This is a genomic window from Paraburkholderia unamae (genome assembly GCF_003268775.1).
In the GTDB taxonomy this organism is placed as follows: Bacteria; Pseudomonadota; Gammaproteobacteria; order Burkholderiales; family Burkholderiaceae; genus Paraburkholderia; species Paraburkholderia unamae.
In genome coordinates, this window is record NZ_QLSU01000014.1 from 1 (window position 1) to 16,882 (window position 16,882).

Annotated in this window: 12 protein-coding genes and 1 pseudogene; 7 read left to right on the forward strand and 6 right to left on the reverse strand. The window is 66.4% G+C overall.

All coding sequences use genetic code 11. From position 1 onward, the window contains the following. Positions 1-92: pseudogene (gene dkgB, locus C7401_RS22640) on the reverse strand (2,5-didehydrogluconate reductase DkgB); the annotation flags it as partial. A gap of 38 nt (positions 93-130) precedes the next feature. Next, a complete protein-coding gene (locus tag C7401_RS22645) occupies positions 131-1,369 on the reverse strand; it encodes an MFS transporter (RefSeq protein WP_112173648.1) in 1,239 nt (412 codons plus the stop codon). A gap of 184 nt (positions 1,370-1,553) precedes the next feature. Between C7401_RS22645 and C7401_RS22650 the strand changes: the two genes are divergently transcribed. Beyond that, complete coding sequence (locus tag C7401_RS22650; RefSeq protein ID WP_112173649.1) at positions 1,554-2,477, forward strand: LysR family transcriptional regulator; 924 nt, start codon at positions 1,554-1,556, stop codon at positions 2,475-2,477. A gap of 16 nt (positions 2,478-2,493) precedes the next feature. Here the strand turns inward: C7401_RS22650 and C7401_RS22655 are convergent, their stop codons facing one another. After that, positions 2,494-4,317, reverse strand: a complete 1,824-nt coding sequence (locus C7401_RS22655; protein WP_181565653.1) for an eCIS core domain-containing protein — start codon at positions 4,315-4,317, stop codon at positions 2,494-2,496. Positions 4,318-4,481: 164 nt separating this feature from the next. Here C7401_RS22655 and C7401_RS22660 point away from each other — a divergent pair, with 164 nt between their 5' ends. From C7401_RS22660 to C7401_RS22685, 6 genes are all read left to right on the forward strand, one after another. Further along, positions 4,482-5,336, forward strand: coding sequence for a MurR/RpiR family transcriptional regulator (locus tag C7401_RS22660; protein WP_112173650.1), 855 nt, complete (start codon positions 4,482-4,484; stop codon positions 5,334-5,336). Positions 5,337-5,357: 21 nt separating this feature from the next. After that, positions 5,358-6,590 (forward strand): diaminopropionate ammonia-lyase, encoded by a 1,233-nt coding sequence (locus tag C7401_RS22665; protein ID WP_112173651.1) that lies wholly within the window; start codon positions 5,358-5,360, stop codon positions 6,588-6,590. After that, the gene (locus C7401_RS22670) at positions 6,587-7,867 is read left to right on the forward strand and encodes a M20 family metallo-hydrolase (protein ID WP_112173652.1); all 1,281 of its coding nucleotides are present in this window, start codon (positions 6,587-6,589) and stop codon (positions 7,865-7,867) included. Before C7401_RS22665 ends, C7401_RS22670 begins: the two co-directional genes overlap by 4 nt. Before the next feature lie 75 nt (positions 7,868-7,942). Next, positions 7,943-8,887: an N-carbamoyl-D-amino-acid hydrolase gene (locus tag C7401_RS22675; RefSeq protein ID WP_112173653.1), complete on the forward strand. Its 945-nt coding sequence runs from the start codon at positions 7,943-7,945 to the stop codon at positions 8,885-8,887. A 104-nt stretch (positions 8,888-8,991) separates the two neighbouring features. Continuing rightward, a complete protein-coding gene (locus C7401_RS22680; protein WP_112173654.1) occupies positions 8,992-10,326 on the forward strand; it encodes an MFS transporter in 1,335 nt (444 codons plus the stop codon). Between the two features lie 22 nt (positions 10,327-10,348). Then, on the forward strand, positions 10,349-11,497 hold the full coding sequence (locus tag C7401_RS22685) for a YgeY family selenium metabolism-linked hydrolase (protein ID WP_112173655.1): 1,149 nt from the start codon (positions 10,349-10,351) through the stop codon (positions 11,495-11,497). Between the two features lie 6 nt (positions 11,498-11,503). Here C7401_RS22685 and C7401_RS22690 read toward each other — a convergent pair whose 3' ends face one another. From C7401_RS22690 to C7401_RS22700, 3 genes are all read right to left on the reverse strand, one after another. Next, positions 11,504-14,251 carry a bifunctional diguanylate cyclase/phosphodiesterase gene (locus tag C7401_RS22690; protein ID WP_112173656.1) on the reverse strand — a complete coding sequence of 916 codons (2,748 nt, stop codon included), beginning with the start codon at positions 14,249-14,251 and terminating at the stop codon, positions 11,504-11,506. Between the two features lie 8 nt (positions 14,252-14,259). Then, positions 14,260-15,042 carry a substrate-binding periplasmic protein gene (locus tag C7401_RS22695; protein WP_112173657.1) on the reverse strand — a complete coding sequence of 261 codons (783 nt, stop codon included), beginning with the start codon at positions 15,040-15,042 and terminating at the stop codon, positions 14,260-14,262. A 269-nt stretch (positions 15,043-15,311) separates the two neighbouring features. Continuing rightward, complete coding sequence (locus C7401_RS22700) at positions 15,312-16,664, reverse strand: MFS transporter (protein WP_112173658.1); 1,353 nt, start codon at positions 16,662-16,664, stop codon at positions 15,312-15,314. Positions 16,665-16,882 lie beyond the last annotated feature (218 nt).

Below are 16,882 nucleotides of genomic sequence, written 5' to 3' on the forward strand. Positions count from 1 at the left end.
TAGCCGACTTCGAGACCGTTGCGCACCGAATCGATGACGACCTGGCCTTGCAGGCGGAACGTGCCGAGGCCGAATGCGGGAATAGTGCTCATGAGGTTCTCCACGAGAGAAAAAGCGATGACGGGTTGACTCAAGCCTTCGCGCCAGTGCGCGAGCGGCGGTTCATGACGATCTGCGCGACCACGAGCGCGACGCCTGCGAGCGCAATGAGCGCACCGACGACCGGCACCGCGCCGTAGCCAAGACCGCCCGAGAGCGCGGCGCCGCCGGCTGCGGCGCCCAGTGCGTTGCCGAGATTGAACGCACCTACGTTGACCGAGGAGGCCAGGCCCGGCGCTTCGTGAGCGGCGCGCATCACGCGCATTTGCAGCGGCGGGACGACCGCGAAGGTGGCGATGCCCCACACGAGCAGCGCGACTGCCGCGCCCACATGCGTGGCGGCGAGCACCGGAAACGCGAACATCACGGCGATCAGCAGCGCGAGAAAGCCGAGCAGCGTGCCGTCGAGTGAGCGGTCGGCGAGACGCCCGCCCGCTGCGTTGCCGATGGAAAAGCCCACGCCGATCAGCACGAGCATGGCGGTCACGAAGCCGGGCGTCGCGCCCGTGAGGTGCGTGAGCGTGGGCGTGACGTAGGTGTAGAGCGTGAACATCGCGCCGGCGCCCAGCACCGTGGTGCCAAGCGCGCCGAGTACCACGGGGCGCGTGAGCACGCCGAGTTCCGCGCGCAGGTTGGGCATCTCACCGGGTTCGCCCTTGGGCAGCGCGAACGCGAGACCCGCGATGGCGAGCGCGCCGAGGCCGGCGGTCGCGGCGAACGACATGCGCCAGCCGATCGCCTCGCCAAGCCACGTGGCGGCGGGCACGCCGCCGATGTTCGCGATGGTGAGGCCCATGAACATCGTCGCGACGGCGCTCGCCTGACGCTCGCGCGGCACGAAGCTCGCCGCCACCACCGAGCCGATGCCGAAGAACGCGCCATGATTGAGGCTCGTGACGAGCCGCGCGAGCAGCAGCGTGGTGTAGTCGGGGGCGATTGCCGAAAGCAGGTTGCCGAGCGTGAAGATGCCCATGAGCGCCATGAGCGCGGTGCGGCGGGGCCAGCGCGCGAGGGCGAGCGTCATGAGCGGCGCGCCGAGCATCACGCCGATCGCGTAGGCGCTGATGAGCATGCCGGCCGTCGGGATCGAGACGTGGACGCCTTCGGCGATGACGGGTAGCAGGCCCATGGGCGAGAATTCGGTCGTGCCGATGCCGAACGCGCCCACGGCGAGCGCGAGGAGCGGCAGGGTGGCGCCGCTGCGCGCCACTGGGTTGGCGGGGCGCTGCGGGTGAGCCGTAGCGGGTAGACTGAGGTCGCGTTCGAGCATGGCGGTCGTGCCTTTTTTGTGCCTTTTCGTGCCTTTCCGGTGCCGTTTGGCCCGCGTGGGGCCGAAGTTGGCATCAAGTCGGCATCGAATTAGCATCAGCAAGTTGGGACCGCTGCATTGTGCGGGAATTATTTTTGACTAAAAACCGGTCTATGGACCAAAGTGTTTTGATTTCAGATCAAGAATGAAGATCACTCTGGACGAACTGCAAGCCTTTGCCACGGTGGTGGACAGCGGGTCCATCACGGCGGCCGCGCAGCAACTGGATCTCACGGTGTCGGCCACGAGCCGCACGCTCGCGCGCCTCGAGGAAAAGCTCAAGACCACGCTCTTGCGCCGGACCACGCGGCGGCTCGAACTCACCGAGGAGGGCAAGGCCTTTCTCCAGAACGCGCGCGCCATCATCGAGTCGGTGGAGGGCGCCGAGGAGCAGATGCTCGCGCGGCGCGAGATGCCCGCGGGGCGCTTGCGCGTGGATGCGGCTTCGCCGTTCATGCTCCACGTGATCGTGCCGCTCGTGCGGGGCTATCGCGAGCGCTATCCGCAGGTGGAGCTGGAGCTCAACAGCAACGAGGGCATCATCGACCTGCTGGAGCGGCGCACCGACGTGGCGATCCGCATTGGCCGGCTCAAGGACTCCACGCTGCACAGCCGCCTGATCGGCAATAGCCGCGTGCGCGTGCTGGCCACGCCGGAGTATCTCGCGGCGCGCGGCCGCCCGACACGCGTGGACGATCTGGAAAAGCACACGCTGCTGGGCTTCAATCAACCCGAGTCGCTGAATGTCTGGCCGCTCACGGGCGCCGACGGCGAGCCGCACCGCATCGAGCCCGATGTGTGGTCGTCGAGCGGGGAGACCTTGCGGCAACTGGCGCTCGCGGGCGTGGGCATGGTCTGCCTCTCGGACTTCATGACGGCCCAGGACCGCGCGAACGGCAGCCTCGTGCAGGTGCTCGCGCGTCAAACCCTGGACGTGCGGCAGCCCATTCACGCCGTCTACTACCGCAATACGGCGATTTCGGCGCGCATCGTGTCGTTCGTCGATTATCTGGTCGAGGCCGTGCGCGCGACGGAGTTTGGCGGCGCGGCGCCACGCAAGGGCGCGTGAGCGCCACGCGCGCCGCTCACTTGCCTGGCGGCTTCGTGGCGCTCGTGGCGGTGGGCGGCGGGGATTGCGGGGATTGCGGGGATTGCGTGGGGGGCGCGGGTGCCGCGCCCGACCCCGCAGTTGACCCACCAGCCGAACCGCTCCCCGCAGCGGCGGGCGGCGCGGCTGCCGCGTTGATCTTGGCTTGCGCGGCGGCCGTCGCGCTGCGGATCTCGCCGCCCAGTCCGTCCATGTCGTCGAAGTGCATCACGTCACCGCTTTCTCCGCCGAAATCCACCGCGCCCCAGCGCGACAGCACCTGGCCCATGCCGACCACCACCTCGCGCGGAATCGAGAGGAAGCCGCCCGCCGGGTCGGCGAGGCTGAAGGGCCGCGTGCCGGGCGAGGCGTTCGCCGGCGCCTGGAAGTTCTGCACGCCGCTCGGGCCCGTAGCGGGCACGTTGCCGCCTAGCGCCGCATAGTCCTCCCACATCTGCGTGAGCACGGCGTCGGGGCTCGGCGCGCTTTGCTGGGGATGCGTGGTCTTCCAGTCGCCCTTGAGGAACGCGTCGATCGCCGTGGTGCCGCCCTGCATCAGCTTGAAATACGCCTTCATCGCCTCGCTTTCCTTGTTCAGGCGATCGTAGTATTCGCCCCAGCGCTCGCTGCGCGAGAGTTTCGCGCCGGAGAGCGTCGTGCCCGTTTGCGTGATGAGCTTCGGAATCACCGACTGGTGCGGCCCGCCCGCGGGCGCGGGCAGCGTGAGCGGGTCATTGAGCATGAACTCGGCAATGCGCGTGTAGACCTCCTCCGTTTGCGCGTCGACCTTGCGCTGACCGACGTTGAGCTTCTTGTCGTTGCGGTTTTCGTGCGACAAATAAACGTTGCGCGCACCGTCGATGTCGATGGCGAGCCCCCAGCCGTGCGGCCCCGACTTCGAGCGAAAGCCGCCCACCGAACCGATTCCGTAGCCCTTGGGTTTGGTCGCCCCTGACTTCGTGAACTCGGCGTCGACCTTTTTCTCGGCAGTCCGTAGCTTGGCGAGAAATTCGCTGCGCACGCCACGGTCAATCGAATGGCCGAGGAACGTCGCGGTCGTGTCCATCGACTTGGCGAATGTTTCGTAGTCCGCATAAGGGCCGCCAAGGCCGGGGCCGATCTCCTGCACGATCTGGTCGAAGTCCGGTTTGGGCGGTGGCGGCGGGGGCGATGGCTTGGTGGGCGGCTTGGGCTGGCGGCGCAGCGCGGGCGGCCCGGCCTGCATCGTATGGGCCAGCTCGTGCGCGAGCAGGGCGCGCCCCGCGGGCGAGGACGGCGCGTACTGGCCCGCCGCGAACGCGACGTCGCGCCCCACGGTGTAGGCGAGCGCGCCCACCTCATGCGCGGATTGCGCGGCGCGGGCGTCGGTGTGGATGCGCACGTGGGAGAGGTCGCAGGCAAAGCGCGGCTCGAAGAACGCGCGGGTCGCGCGATCGAGCGGCGCGCCGCCTGAGCGCAGCGCCGGGTGTTGGCCTGGGCCGGCGCGCTCCCGCGGCGCTGCGGGTGGCTCGTGGGCGTCGCGCACTGCCGCCGCTGGCGCGGGCATGTTCAGCACGTGGCTGGCGAGACGATCGGCGTCGCGCTCCTGTGGGTCGTCGATGCCGCCGACCGCGAGCTTGGCCCGCATGCCGTACGGCAGCGGTGTCGCCGCGTCGCGCGCGAACACGGGCAGCCCGGCGAGACTGAGGCGGCGTGCAGGCGGCGCGGCCGTTACGACGTTTTCAATCGAATGCCGCCGCGCGCCCACGCCGGCGCCATCGGGCGTTGCGCGGCCGCGTGTGGCGGCGCGCTGCGCGGGCATCGGGGAGGGCGGAGCGAACATGGCGGCACGCGGGCGGGACCGAAAGGAAGGAGAAAGTCTGTCCAAACACTTTAGGTGCCGGGTTCCGCGACTTCAAGCCGCCGCGCGGCCGTTTTAATTTTTCTGTTGACACAGAAGTTTCGTATACGTACTTTTATGCAACCAAAGTTTCAAAAGGCGATGCCATGACTTCCACGTTGCACGACAGGATTCTCGAGCTTCAGGACCAGTTCACCGAAAGCGAGCGCCGGCTCGCGCAGGTCACGCTCGAATGCATCGGCAACCTCGCCGCGTATACGGGGGCGGAACTCGCGCAGCGCGCGGGCGTTTCGAAGGCGAGCGCCGGGCGCTTCTTCCGCCGCCTCGGCTACGAGAATTTCAACGAGGTGCGCGCGCTCGCGCGCGACGAGGCCGATCGCGGCTCGCCGCTGCACGAACTCGCGCAGGTGGACGGCGCGGCCGCGAATCCGGCTGCGAACCCGGCGGCGCATCACCTCGCCACCGACTTGCAGAACCTGTCGAAGACCTTCGAGCGGCTCGACCCCGCCGACGTGCGCCGCGTGTGCGCGCTGCTCAAGAGCGCGCGCACCGTTTATATCGCGGGCTTTCGCAATGGCCGCGTGGTGGCGCAGTACGCGTGGGCGCTGCTCACGCAGTTGCGCGGCGGCGTGGCGCTCGTGCCCGGCGCGGGCCTGAATCTCGCGGAAGATCTCGCCGATCTCGGCGCGCGCGACGTGCTGCTCGTCATGGACTTCCGCCGCCGCGTGTCGCTGCTGCGCCCCATGGTGGAGCACGCGAACCGCGTGAACGCGAAGGTCGTCATTCTCACCGATCCCACCGCCACGGAACTGCCCGCGCGCTCGGACGTCGTGCTGCGGTGCGTGAATCGCGGCGCGGCGCTGTTCGATTCGTACGTGGCGGCCATCAGCGTCGTGAACCATCTGTGCAGCACGTTTGCGCTCGCGCTCGGCGACACCGCGCGCGAGCGGCTCGAGGGCATCGAGGCGCTGCACGAGCAATACGGCGATCTTCATCGCTGATCCAATCGAAAGGAGACTCACTTGACTCATCCGCTTCCTCACGTCCGGCTTCAGGCCGCGCTCAATCCCGCAGTCGAGCCGCAAGCGCCGTATGGCGACGCGCAGCGCGCCATCCTCGGCGGCGACGCCTGGACGCGCGCACACGCGCAAATCACGCGCTGGCCGGGCTATGCGCCCACGCCGCTCGCGCGCCTCGACGGCCTCGCGCGCGCGGCGGGCGTGGCGCAGATTCTCTACAAGGATGAAGGCGGACGGTTCGGCCTCGGCAGCTTCAAGGCGCTCGGCGGCGCGTATGCGGTGAGCCGCCTGCTGATGCGTGAGATCGCGGCGCGCACTGGCGCGGCGAACGTCGGCATCGACGATCTGCTCAACGGCCGCTATGCGGACATCACGCGCGAGATCACCGTGACCTGCGCGACCGACGGCAACCATGGCCGCTCCGTGGCCTGGGGCGCGCAGCGCTTTGGCTGCGCCTGCGTGATCTATGTGCACGCCACCGTGAGCGAAGGCCGCAAGGCGGCGATCGAGCATTACGGCGCGCAGGTCGTGCGCACCTCCGGCAACTACGACGACTCGGTGCGCGAGGCCGCTGCCGACGCGGCGCGTCTGAACCGCTTTGTCGTTTCCGATACGTCGTACGAAGGCTATATGGACGTGCCGCGCGACGTGATGCAAGGCTACGCGGTGATGGCCGACGAGGCGATCGATCAATTGCCGGACGGCGCGTTGCCCACGCATATCTTTCTGCAAGGCGGCGTGGGCGGCCTGGCCGCCGCCGTGTGCGCGCACTTCTGGGAGCGCTTTGGCGAGCGCCGCCCGCGCGTCGTCGTGGTCGAGCCCGACAAGGCCGCGTGCCTCTACGAGAGCGCGCGTGCGGGCAAGCCGGTGGCCGTGCACGGCGATCTCGACACCGTGATGGCCGGCCTGGCATGCGGCGAGGTTTCGCTGCTCGCGTGGTCGATTCTCAAGCCGGGTGCTTTCGGATTCCTCACGATCGACGATGAATCCGCGCTCGACACGGTGCGCCTGCTCGCCTCGGGGCGATACGGCGACGCGCCGATCGTGGCCGGAGAATCCGCGGTGGCGGGGCTCACAGGCTGTCTTGCCGCGCTGGCGGACGAAACGGTGCGCGCGCAACTGGGTCTGGACGCGGCGAGCCGCGTGCTGGTGTTCGGCAGCGAAGGCGCAACCGACGCCGCGCTTTATCAGCGCATCGTGGGACGGACCGCCGAGGCGGTGAGGATGGCTGCATGAGCGCCGCGCTCGACAATCTCGACAATCCGCGTCATGTCGCGCGGGAGCGCGCTGTGCCGCGCATCGACCTGGCGCGCCTCATCGCCCGCATCGAAGCGCTTGCGCAGGTCGGCGCGATCGCAGGCGGCGGCGTCTGCCGCCTCGCCTTGAGCGACGAGGACCGCCAGGGCCGCGACCTCGTGGCGGGCTGGATGCGCGAACTCGGCCTCGACGTGACGATCGACGCCATCGGCAATGTGGTGGGCGTGCGCGCGGGGCGCGAGGCGCTGCCGCCGGTGATGACCGGCTCGCATATCGACACGGTGCGCACGGGCGGCCGCTACGACGGCAACCTAGGCGTGCTCGCAGGGCTCGAAGTGGTCGCGGCGCTCAACGACGCGGGCGTCGTCACGCGCCGCCCCATTGCCGTGGCGTTCTTCACGAACGAGGAAGGCGCGCGCTTCGCACCCGACATGATGGGCAGCCTCGTGTTCCAGGGCGGCCTCGCGCTCGACGAAGCGTTGCGCACGAAGGGCATCGACGGCACGACGGTCGGCGAGAATCTTGCGCGCATCGGCTACGCGGGGCCGCAGCCGGTGGGTGGCGCGCGCGACGTGCATGCGTTCGTGGAGTTGCATGTGGAGCAAGGGCCGCTGCTGGAGCACGAAGGGCTCACCATTGGCGCGGTGACGGGCGTGCAGGGCATTCACTGGACCGAGTTCGTGGTGGAGGGCACCTCGAATCACGCGGGCACCACGCCGATGGCGCTGCGCCACGACGCGGGCATCGTGGCGATGCAGATTGCCTGCTACGCCCGAGAAGTGGCGCGCGAACTGGGCGGCGGCCAGCTTGCGACGGTGGGGCACGTGAAGCTCACGCCCGACCTCGTCAACGTCATTCCGAACCGCGCCGAGTTCACGCTCGACCTGCGCAATACCGACGCCGACGGGCTCGCGCAGGCCGTGCAGCGCGTGTTCGCCTTCGCACAGGAGGCCGCGAACGCGGAGGGCGTGCGCATCACGCACCGGCCGCTCGCGGACTTCGCGCCGGTTGCGTTCGACGAACGCATCGTGGCGCGCGTGGAGTCGATCGCGCGCGAGCGCGGCCACAGCGTGCGGCGCATGCCGAGCGGCGCGGGTCACGACGCGCAGATGCTCGCGCGCATGTGTCCGGCGGGCATGATCTTCGTGCCGAGCGTGGGCGGCCTCTCGCACAACGTGGCGGAGTACACGCACGAGCACGATATCGAAGCGGGCGCGGGCGTGTTGCTGGATCTGCTCGTCGAACTGGCCGGCTGAGGATTGCCGCAATTTTGTTTAGTGTCTTTTGAAATTCTATTAGTACACCATAGGGACTATCAGGAGGGTTTTTCCATGTCACGCATCATCAACGTCGCCGCCGCGCAACTCGGACCGATCGAGCGCTCGCATTCGCGCCGCGAAGTCGTCGAAAGACTGCTCGCGCACTTGCGCGAGGCGCATGCGATGGGCTGCCAGCTCGTGGTGTTTCCCGAGCTCGCGCTCACCACGTTCTTCCCGCGCTGGTACGCCGAAGATATTGCCGAAATGGACGCGTTTTACGAGCGCCAGATGCCCGGACCCGAAACGCAGATTCTCTTCGACACCGCGAAGAAACTCGGCATCGGCTTCTATCTCGGCTATGCGGAACTCGCGCATGAAGCGGGGCGTGTGCATCGCTACAACACGGCCATTCTGGTTGGCCAGAACGGCGAGATTGTCGGCAAGTACCGCAAGGTGCATTTGCCGGGCCACGCCGCGCACGAGCCGTGGCGCGCTTTCCAGCACCTGGAGAAATACTACTTCGAGCCGGGCGAGCGCTTCGACGTCTGGCGCGCGTTCGGCGGCGTGCTCGGCATGGCGCTGTGCAACGACCGCCGCTGGCCGGAGACCTATCGCGTGATGGGCCTCCAGGGCGCGGAGATGATCCTGCTCGGCTACAACACGCCGGTCCACAACCCGCCCGCGCCCGAGCACGACGACCTTTCGATGTTCCACAACCATCTCGTGATGCAGGCGGGCGCCTACCAGAACGGCACCTGGGTGGTGGGCGTCGCGAAGGCCGGCAACGAGGCGGGCTGCGAGATGATCGGCGGCACCTGCATCATCGCGCCTTCGGGCGAGATCGTCGCGGCGTGCTCGACCAAGGGCGATGAACTCGCCATCGCGCGCTGCGACCTGAGCCTGTGCGACTCGTACAAGAACACCACGTTCAATTTCGAGCGCCACCGCCGCCCCGAAGCCTACGGGCTGATTACCGAACGCCGCGGGGCTGTCCTGCCCGCTCCACTCGCCGCTTAATACCACAGCAAGCGGCACACGCCCTTCTTGTTACGATGGATGCGAGCGCCTTCGGGCGCCCGCAGGGGGGCGTCTTACCTGAAAAAAGCCGAAGGAGAGCCAAAATGAGTGATTCCCTACAGGTTGCGTCGTCGCCGGGCGCCATGTCCGGTGAGCCCCATGCGGGCGTCGTGAGCGATCACGCGCTCTATCGCAAGGTTGCGCGGCGCCTCTTGCCGTTCCTGATGATGTGCTACGTCGCAGCGTTTCTCGACCGCGTGAACGTGGGCTTTGCGAAGCTACAGATGCTCGCCGACCTGAACTTCAGCGAGACGGTGTACGGGCTCGGCGCGGGAATCTTCTTCATCGGCTATTTTTTGTTCGAAGTGCCAAGCAATGTGTTCATGCACCGCATTGGCGCGCGCAAGACGCTCGCGCGCATCATGATCCTGTGGGGCTGCATTTCCGCGTTGATGATGCTCACGCGCACGCCGTGGCAGTTCTATCTGTTGCGCTTCATGCTCGGCGCGGCCGAAGCGGGTTTTTATCCCGCGATCATTCTTTACCTCACGTACTGGTTCCCTTCGAACCGCCGCGCACAGGTGATCGCGACCTTCATGGCCGCCGTGCCGCTCGCGGGCATCATCGGCGGCCCGCTGTCGGGCGGCATCATGAGCGCGCTGCACAGCCATCACGGCATTGCCGGCTGGCAGTGGATGTTCCTCATCGAGGCGGTGCCGTCCGTCCTGCTCGGCATCGCGGTGCTGGGCTACCTCGACAACCGCATTGCCGACGCGCGCTGGCTCAGCGCCGCCGAGAAGTCGCGCCTCGAACACAACCTGCAAGGCGAACGCGGCGCGCGCACCGAGCACGTTTCGCTCTGGCATCTGCTGCGCGACCGCCGTGTGCTGCACATGGCGCTGATCTGCTATTGCACGGTGTCGAGCCTCTCGGGCCTCGCGTTCTGGGTGCCGTCCATCATCAAGTCCACCGGCGTGGTTTCGCTTTTCAACGTGGGCCTGCTCACGGCGATTCCGAACGTCTGCGCGGTGATCTCGATGGTGCTCGTGTGCCGCCATTCGGATGCCACGCGCGAGCGCCGTTGGCACATGATCGTGCCGTTTCTCGTGGGCGGCATGGGCCTCGTGCTGAGCACGCTGTATAGCGACAACCCCGTGTTCGCCGTGGCGATGCTCTCGGTGGCGTCGGCGGGCTGCATGGTGTGTTCGCCGCTGTTCTGGAGCCTGCCCACCGCGTTCCTGGACGGCAAGAGCGCCGCGGCCGGGATTGCGGGCATCAACGCGTTCGCGGGGCTCGCGGCCTTTGCGAGCCCTTACGTGATCGGCTGGTGCAAGGACCTGACCGGCAGCACGAATGCGGGCATGTATTTTCTCGCGAGCTTCACGGTGCTGGGCGCGATTCTCGTGTACCTCACGCCGAGCCGTCTCGTCGACCGTTGAATGATCTTGAGGGAGTGAGGGTATGTTGAGCGATGTAGTGAGGTTGACGCAGGATATGGTGCGCGTGCCGAGCCTTTCGGGCGACGAGGCGCGCGTTTCGGAACTGGTGGCGGGGCGCATGCGCGAAGCCGGCTTCACCGACGTGCGCACGGACCGTAACGGTTCGGTGCTCGGGCTGATCGGTCCTGAGGATGCCGAAGTGGCGCTGCTCTTCGACGGTCATCTCGACGTCGTGCCCGTGGTGGGCGACTGGCGCTTCGACCCGTTCGGCGCGACGCTGCACGAAGGCCGCCTGTACGGGCGCGGCAGCACCGACATGAAAGGCGGTGTCGCCGCCGCGATCTGCGGCGTGGCGGCCGCCGCGCGCGAGGGCAAGCTCACGCGGCGCGTGGGCGTTTCGGCCAGCGTGCTCGAAGAGGTGATCGAAGGGCATGCGCTCGGTTCGGTGCTCGACCTGTGCGAGCCCGCGGCCGTGGTGATTTGCGAGCCGTCGAAGCTCGAAGTGAGGACGGGGCAGAAAGGGCGGCTCGAACTGCTGCTCACGCTGCACGGCAAGCCCGCGCACGCCGCCTCGCCGCATCTGGGCGTGAATCCGCTGCACGCGGCGGCGCGCGCGCTGCTCGCGCTGGAGGCGCTCACGCTGCCAACCGATCCCGTGCTCGGCCGCGCGCTGCTCGTGCCGACCGATATCGTGTCCTCGCCGTATCCGTCGATCTCGATGATTCCTTCGGCCACGACGATCCGCTTCGATCGCCGCACGCTCAGCGGCGAGAACGCCGACGACGTGCTCGGCGAGGTGCGTGCATGCCTCGCCGCCCACGGCATCGACGGCTATACGCTTAGTATCACTGATGATGCCGTGCAGACCTTCACGGGTCTCGAAGCGCGTCCGTCACGCTGGCTGCCGGCATGGAGCCAGCCCGAGGACGCGCCGCTCGTGAAGCAGGCGTTCGAGGCGTTGACGCGCGCGGGCGTTGCGCCGCGTTCGGGTTGCTGGCCGTTCTGCACGAACGGTTCGGAATCGGCGGGGCGCCGCCGCATTCCGACCATCGGGCTCGGGCCGGGCAACGAGGAGGACGCGCATACGATCGACGAGTCGATCGCGCTCGATCAGCTCGAAGCGGCGAAGGAGGTCTACAAGCAGCTCACGTTGCTCGCGTGCGCTGCGTGAAGTCGACTATTCGGTGAGGCACTGGCGCGCTTCCAGCGCGCCTGTCGTCGCTTCGAATTCCTCGACGCCAACCGGGCGGCAGAACAGATAGCCCTGGTACGCATAGCAGCCCGCCGAGGCGAGGAAGGCGCGCTGCTCCTCGGTTTCGACGCCTTCGGCGATCACGCCGATGCCGAGGCTGTGCGCCAGCGCCACGATGGTTCGCGCGATCACGGCGTCGTTGGGGTCGACGAGCACGTCGCGCACGAAGGAGCGGTCGATCTTGAGCTGCGCGAGCGGCAGGCGCTTCAGGTACGACAGCGAGGAATAGCCAATGCCGAAATCGTCGAGCGCGAACACGATGCCTTTCGCCTTGAGCGCTTCCATCTTCTCGATGATTTCCTGCACGTTGTTCACCAGCACGCTTTCGGTGAGTTCCAGCTTCAGCCGGTCCGGCCGCGCGCCGGTGCGCTGGAGGGTGGCGAGCACGGTGTCCACGAAATCGGGCTTGTGAAGCTGCTGAACGCTTACGTTGACCGCAATCGTCAAATGTTCGAGATCGGGCCGCTCCGCCCACCGGGCCAACTGCATGCACGCCGCGTGCAGGACCCACGCGCCCAGTTCGGCGATCAGGCCGGTATCTTCCGCCACCGGAATGAAGTCGGCCGGGTAGACAAGGCCGCGCGCGGGATGGGACCAGCGCACGAGCGCCTCCGCGCCGGTCACGCGCTCGCCGTCGATCTGCGCCTGGTAGTGCAGCAGGAACTGATCGTTCTCGATGGCGTCGCGCAACGCCGCCTCCAGCGCCGCGCGCTCCACCACCACGGTTTGCATCTCGGGATCGAACAGGCGCACGGCGTTGCGGCCGCGCTCCTTCGACTTGTACATGGCGAGGTCGGCCTGCTTCATGAGGTCGTCCGTGGACACCTGGTAGCCGTTGAACACGGTGGCGCCAATACTTGCCGAGCTGCGATAGTCGATTTCGTCGAGATGATACGGACTGCCGAGGACCGAAAGGATCGTCTCGCCGAGCGCCTCGGTTTGCCTTGCCGCCTCGCAGCGATCGGGGTTCAGGTTCCCCACGACGACCACGAACTCGTCGCCGCCCACGCGCGCCACGGTGTCGCTGCGCGGAATGCTCGCCGCAAGCCGCTTGGCCACTTCCTGCAACAGCAGATCGCCCTTGTCGTGGCCCAGTGTGTCGTTGAGCGTCTTGAAGTGATCGAGATCGATGAACAGCAGCGCGCCGCTCGTGCCTTTGCGCGCGCTCACGGCAAGCGCCTGCCGCAGGTTGTCCAGCAGCAGCGTGCGGTTGGGCAGGCCGGTCAGCGCGTCGTAGAAGGCCAGTTCCTTGATCTTCTCGTCGGCGATCTTGCGCTCGGTGATGTCGCGCCCGCTCGTGCGAAAGCCGATGAATTCACCCCGGGAATCGGTGATCGGAACCCACGAGACGGACAGCCACATGAGCGAGCCGTCCTTGCGGATGCAGCGGAATTCGAGGTTGTCGCCGCGCGATCCTTGCTGCGCGTTGCGGAACTGCGGGGCGACGAGGGCGGCGTCGCCCGGATAGATCACCGTGCAGGCGAAGTCGTCCATGACCATGCACTCGTCGACGGTATAGCCGATGTATTCCTCCACCGCGGAATTGATCCAGCGCGGTTTGCCCTCGGGGGACCACCAGATTTCCCAGTTGACCGTGCAGTCCGCAATGGCGCGGAATTTTTCCTCGTTTTCGCGCAGCTCCCTCGTCATGGAGGACGCGAGGCGCATGGCGCGGCTGCGGCCCGTGAGCATGAGCCACGTGAGGAGCGCGAGCAGCAGGCTCAGGCCCGTGCCCGTGATGGCGATGAGCGTGGCGCCGTCGCGGCCGAAGCGCGCCTTGAAGCCGTCGCGCGCCGTCATCGTCAGCATCCAGTCATGGCCGCAGACGACGAGATACTCGCGCGCGGTGAGATCCGCGCTCACGTTGTGGCCGGCCGGGCCCGACGTTTTATAGAGCAGCGCGTCGGGCGACGATTCCACGCCGTCGTAAATGGCGATCGAGAGGCCCGGCGGCTCCTCGCCATACAGGCTCGCGACGACATCGTGCATGCGAAAGGAGGCGTAGACCCAGCCGAGCAGTTGTTCGCGGCGCTCGGTGGCGTTGTCCGGCATCTGGCCGCCCGCGTACACCGGCATGTACATGACGAAGCCCGGCTTGGCGCCGGGGTCGGTGTCGACGGACAGGCGAACCTTGCCGGTGATGGTCGCCATGCCCGTGTCGCGCGCCTGTTCCATGGCGCGGCGCCGGACCGGATCGGCCCACGCGTCGAAGCCGGCCGCCGCGCGATTGGCGCCGATATGCGGCTCGCGCTGGATGATGGGCGCGTAATTGTCGCGCGGGCCATCGGGCTGGATCACATAGTCGGGCAAGCCGCGCCGGTGCATGGAGGCGATATGGGCGGCCTTTTGCGTGGCCGGCACCCACTCGACGATGCCGATGGCCTGGATGCCGGAAAAATTGGCGTCCAGATTGAGCGAGTCGACGTACGCGCGGAACTGGTCGCGATTGACCTCGCCGCTCGCGGCGAAGAGGCTTTGCACGCCGCGCAGCAGCAGCTCGTACGTGCCCATGCGCTGCTCGACGCGGCTCACCACGTCGCCGAGCGAAAAGTCGAACTGCGAGAGGATCTCGTGCCGCGTGGCTTGCCGCTCGTGATTCCAGAGCGCCCACGTCACGCCGAGCGCGGCGGCGAGGACCAGTAGCGGGAGCAGAACGAGGCGCGTCCGGTTCATGGCGGTGTCTAGAAAGGGACCATGGAGTCGGCGAGGTCGGGCTTGAAATACTTCGCGAAGATGCGGCGCACCGTGCCGTCCGCGATCATTTCGTTGACCACCGCGCGCCACTTGTCGCGCTCCTCGGGCGTGAGCGCCTTCTTCGACATGATGAGCCCATGCGGGATGGGCGGGTCATCGAACTCCACGATCGTTGTCACGTCCCGAATCTTCTTGTCGTCGATAGCGGGATAATCGAACGGCTCGATGATCATCCCCTGAATACGCCCGAGCAGCAGCGCCTGATAAAGCGGCTCCAGACCGCCTGCCTGGCTCACGCGGTTTTCGGCCGAGAGCGAGTCGACCAGACGGTTGGCCGAGTCGCTGTAGCGAAAGCTGCGAATCACGCCAAGCTGAAATTTGTTGTTGTGCTCGAAATCGGCAAGCTGATGGATGCCTGAGTCCTTGCGCACCAGCAGATAATACTTGTTGCTGAAGTACCAGGCGAAATCCGCGTATTGATTGCGCTCGTCGTTGGCGATGCCCGAGAGGCTGAAATCCAGCGCGCCGGACTCGATCAGCTTCCAGATGCGCGCGCGCGACATCAGGCTCACGCGGATCTGGCAGCCGCTGCGGCGCTCCAGTTCATCGGCGAAGTCCTTGTCGATGCCCGTGTCGGTGTCGACGGAGTAGAGCAGGCCGTGGTCGTGTAAGGCTAGCGTAAATGAACGCGTGCAGTCCGGGCCCGCGGCGAAAGCGGTGCCAAGACAGCCGAGCGCCAGCAGCAGGCCTGCGAGGCAATGGCGAATCACGGTGTCTCCGTTTTATGCGAGAGGGATAAAGCCGGTGCGTCAGGCGGAAAACTGTCTTCACGACTTATCGGCAGCGCATTGTAATTCTTGAGACGGCCCCGAATAAATTTTTTGCACGGATTTTGTGCGGCGAACGGGTGCATGGCGAAGTCCGATTTCGTGGCGGCCAAAAAAAAGCGCGTTGACGCAAGGTCAACGCGCGATTGTCGCCTGGGACTTCGTTTATGAGTAGGGCGGCGGAGGATCGAAGCGCAATGTTTTCAATCTCCTTAAGCGCCCTCCACCGGGTCACGGTTCAACATGCTCTTCGGAATCGAGAGAATGAGGACGCAACTGACCAGGAGACATGCCCCCAGCGCATACGTGCCGTTGTTGATGTCGCCGGTGAGGTCTTTCGCCACGCTCGTGATCATCGAGCCCGTGAAGCCCGAAAGATTGCCGACCGAATTGATGAGCGCAATGCCTGCCGCCGCCGCCGTGCCCGAGAGAATCTGCCCAGGGAAGGTCCAGAAGATGGGCATCAGGCCCAGAATCGCGCAGGTCGAAATAGTCAGGAATACGATGGAAACCGGCACGCTGTGCGCGAACAGCGCACTCAGGATCAGGCCGACACCGCCGATGCAGGCCGGGATGGCCGCATGCCAGCGGCGCTCGCCCGTCTTGCGCGAGTGCGAGGCGTTCCAGATCATCGCGACGACGGCGCTCAAGTAAGGAATGGCGGTCAGCAGGCCGATGTTGAACGTGCTCTTTACGCCGGATGCCTTGATGATGGAGGGCAGCCAGAACGCGAGACCGTAGAAGCCGGTGTTGAAGGTGAGCAGAATGAACGTGAGCAGCCAGACGCGCGGGCTCTTGAGCGCCGCCGCCACGCTATGCGTCTTCTTCGCGCTTTCCTGCTCCAGATTCCTTTGCAGCACGGCCTTTTCAGCGGCCGTGAGCCACTTCGCGGACTGAATGCCGTCGCCCATGCGAAAGAGCACCACGAAGGCCACGAGGATCGACGGCACGCCTTCGAGCAGCAGCATCCACTGCCAGCCGCCAAGACCGAACGCGCCATGCGTGTTTTCCATCAGCCACCCGGAGATCACGCCGCCGAGCGTGAGGCTCACGGGAATGGCGATCAGGAAGCCCGACATCGCGACGCTCTGGCGGCGCGCGGGAAACCAGTAGTTCAGGTAAAGGATGATGCCGGGAAAGAAACCGGCTTCGCATACGCCCAGCAGAAACCGGAGGATGTAGAACATCGTCGAGGTTTGCACGTGGAAGAAGCTCGCGAGCGGCGAGATGAACGCAAGCGACGAAGACACGATGCCCCACGTCACCATGATGCGCGCGATCCAGAAGCGCGCGCCGTAGCGGTGCAGGAGCAGGTTGCTCGGCATTTCGAAGAGGAAATAGCCCCAGAAGAAAATGCTCGCGCCGACGGCGTAGACGCTGTCGCTCAAGCCGAGCGAGTCGAGCATTTGCAGCTTCGCAAAGCCCACGTTGACGCGATCCAGGTACGCGACGACGTAGCACAGCAGCAACAACGGCAGAATGCGCTTGAGTACCTTGCGGTACAGCAGGTCTTCAGCCTCGTTGACGGCGGCCGGGGAGTCCGCGATCTGGGTCAGGGTTGGCATGGGATTGTCTCCATTTGCGTGTGGCTGTTCTCAACTGCGAGTTTGTGTTACCGATAACATTCGATGATGCAATAACGCACGGGAAATATGTTATCGATAACAAAGTTAGCACGGCGCGCGGTTTTCCCGCAAGCCAGGGGATTCCACCTGGGTGGCCCGCAACGACTGCCTTATGATCGGCGTTCGCCGCCGTGTGCCGTGCAATTCCAACTCTTTCG

Bases quoted from the DNA above. Each gene is read 5' to 3' on its own strand.
- C7401_RS22645 (WP_112173648.1), bottom strand. From the start codon at position 1,369: ATGCTCGAACGCGACCTCAGTCTACCCGCTACGGCTCACCCGCAGCGC.
- C7401_RS22650 (WP_112173649.1), top strand. From the start codon at position 1,554: ATGAAGATCACTCTGGACGAACTGCAAGCCTTTGCCACGGTGGTGGAC.
- C7401_RS22655 (WP_181565653.1), bottom strand. From the start codon at position 4,317: ATGTTCGCTCCGCCCTCCCCGATGCCCGCGCAGCGCGCCGCCACACGC.
- C7401_RS22660 (WP_112173650.1), top strand. From the start codon at position 4,482: ATGACTTCCACGTTGCACGACAGGATTCTCGAGCTTCAGGACCAGTTC.
- C7401_RS22670 (WP_112173652.1), top strand. From the start codon at position 6,587: ATGAGCGCCGCGCTCGACAATCTCGACAATCCGCGTCATGTCGCGCGG.
- C7401_RS22675 (WP_112173653.1), top strand. From the start codon at position 7,943: ATGTCACGCATCATCAACGTCGCCGCCGCGCAACTCGGACCGATCGAG.
- C7401_RS22680 (WP_112173654.1), top strand. From the start codon at position 8,992: ATGAGTGATTCCCTACAGGTTGCGTCGTCGCCGGGCGCCATGTCCGGT.
- C7401_RS22685 (WP_112173655.1), top strand. From the start codon at position 10,349: ATGTTGAGCGATGTAGTGAGGTTGACGCAGGATATGGTGCGCGTGCCG.
- C7401_RS22690 (WP_112173656.1), bottom strand. From the start codon at position 14,251: ATGAACCGGACGCGCCTCGTTCTGCTCCCGCTACTGGTCCTCGCCGCC.
- C7401_RS22700 (WP_112173658.1), bottom strand. From the start codon at position 16,664: ATGCCAACCCTGACCCAGATCGCGGACTCCCCGGCCGCCGTCAACGAG.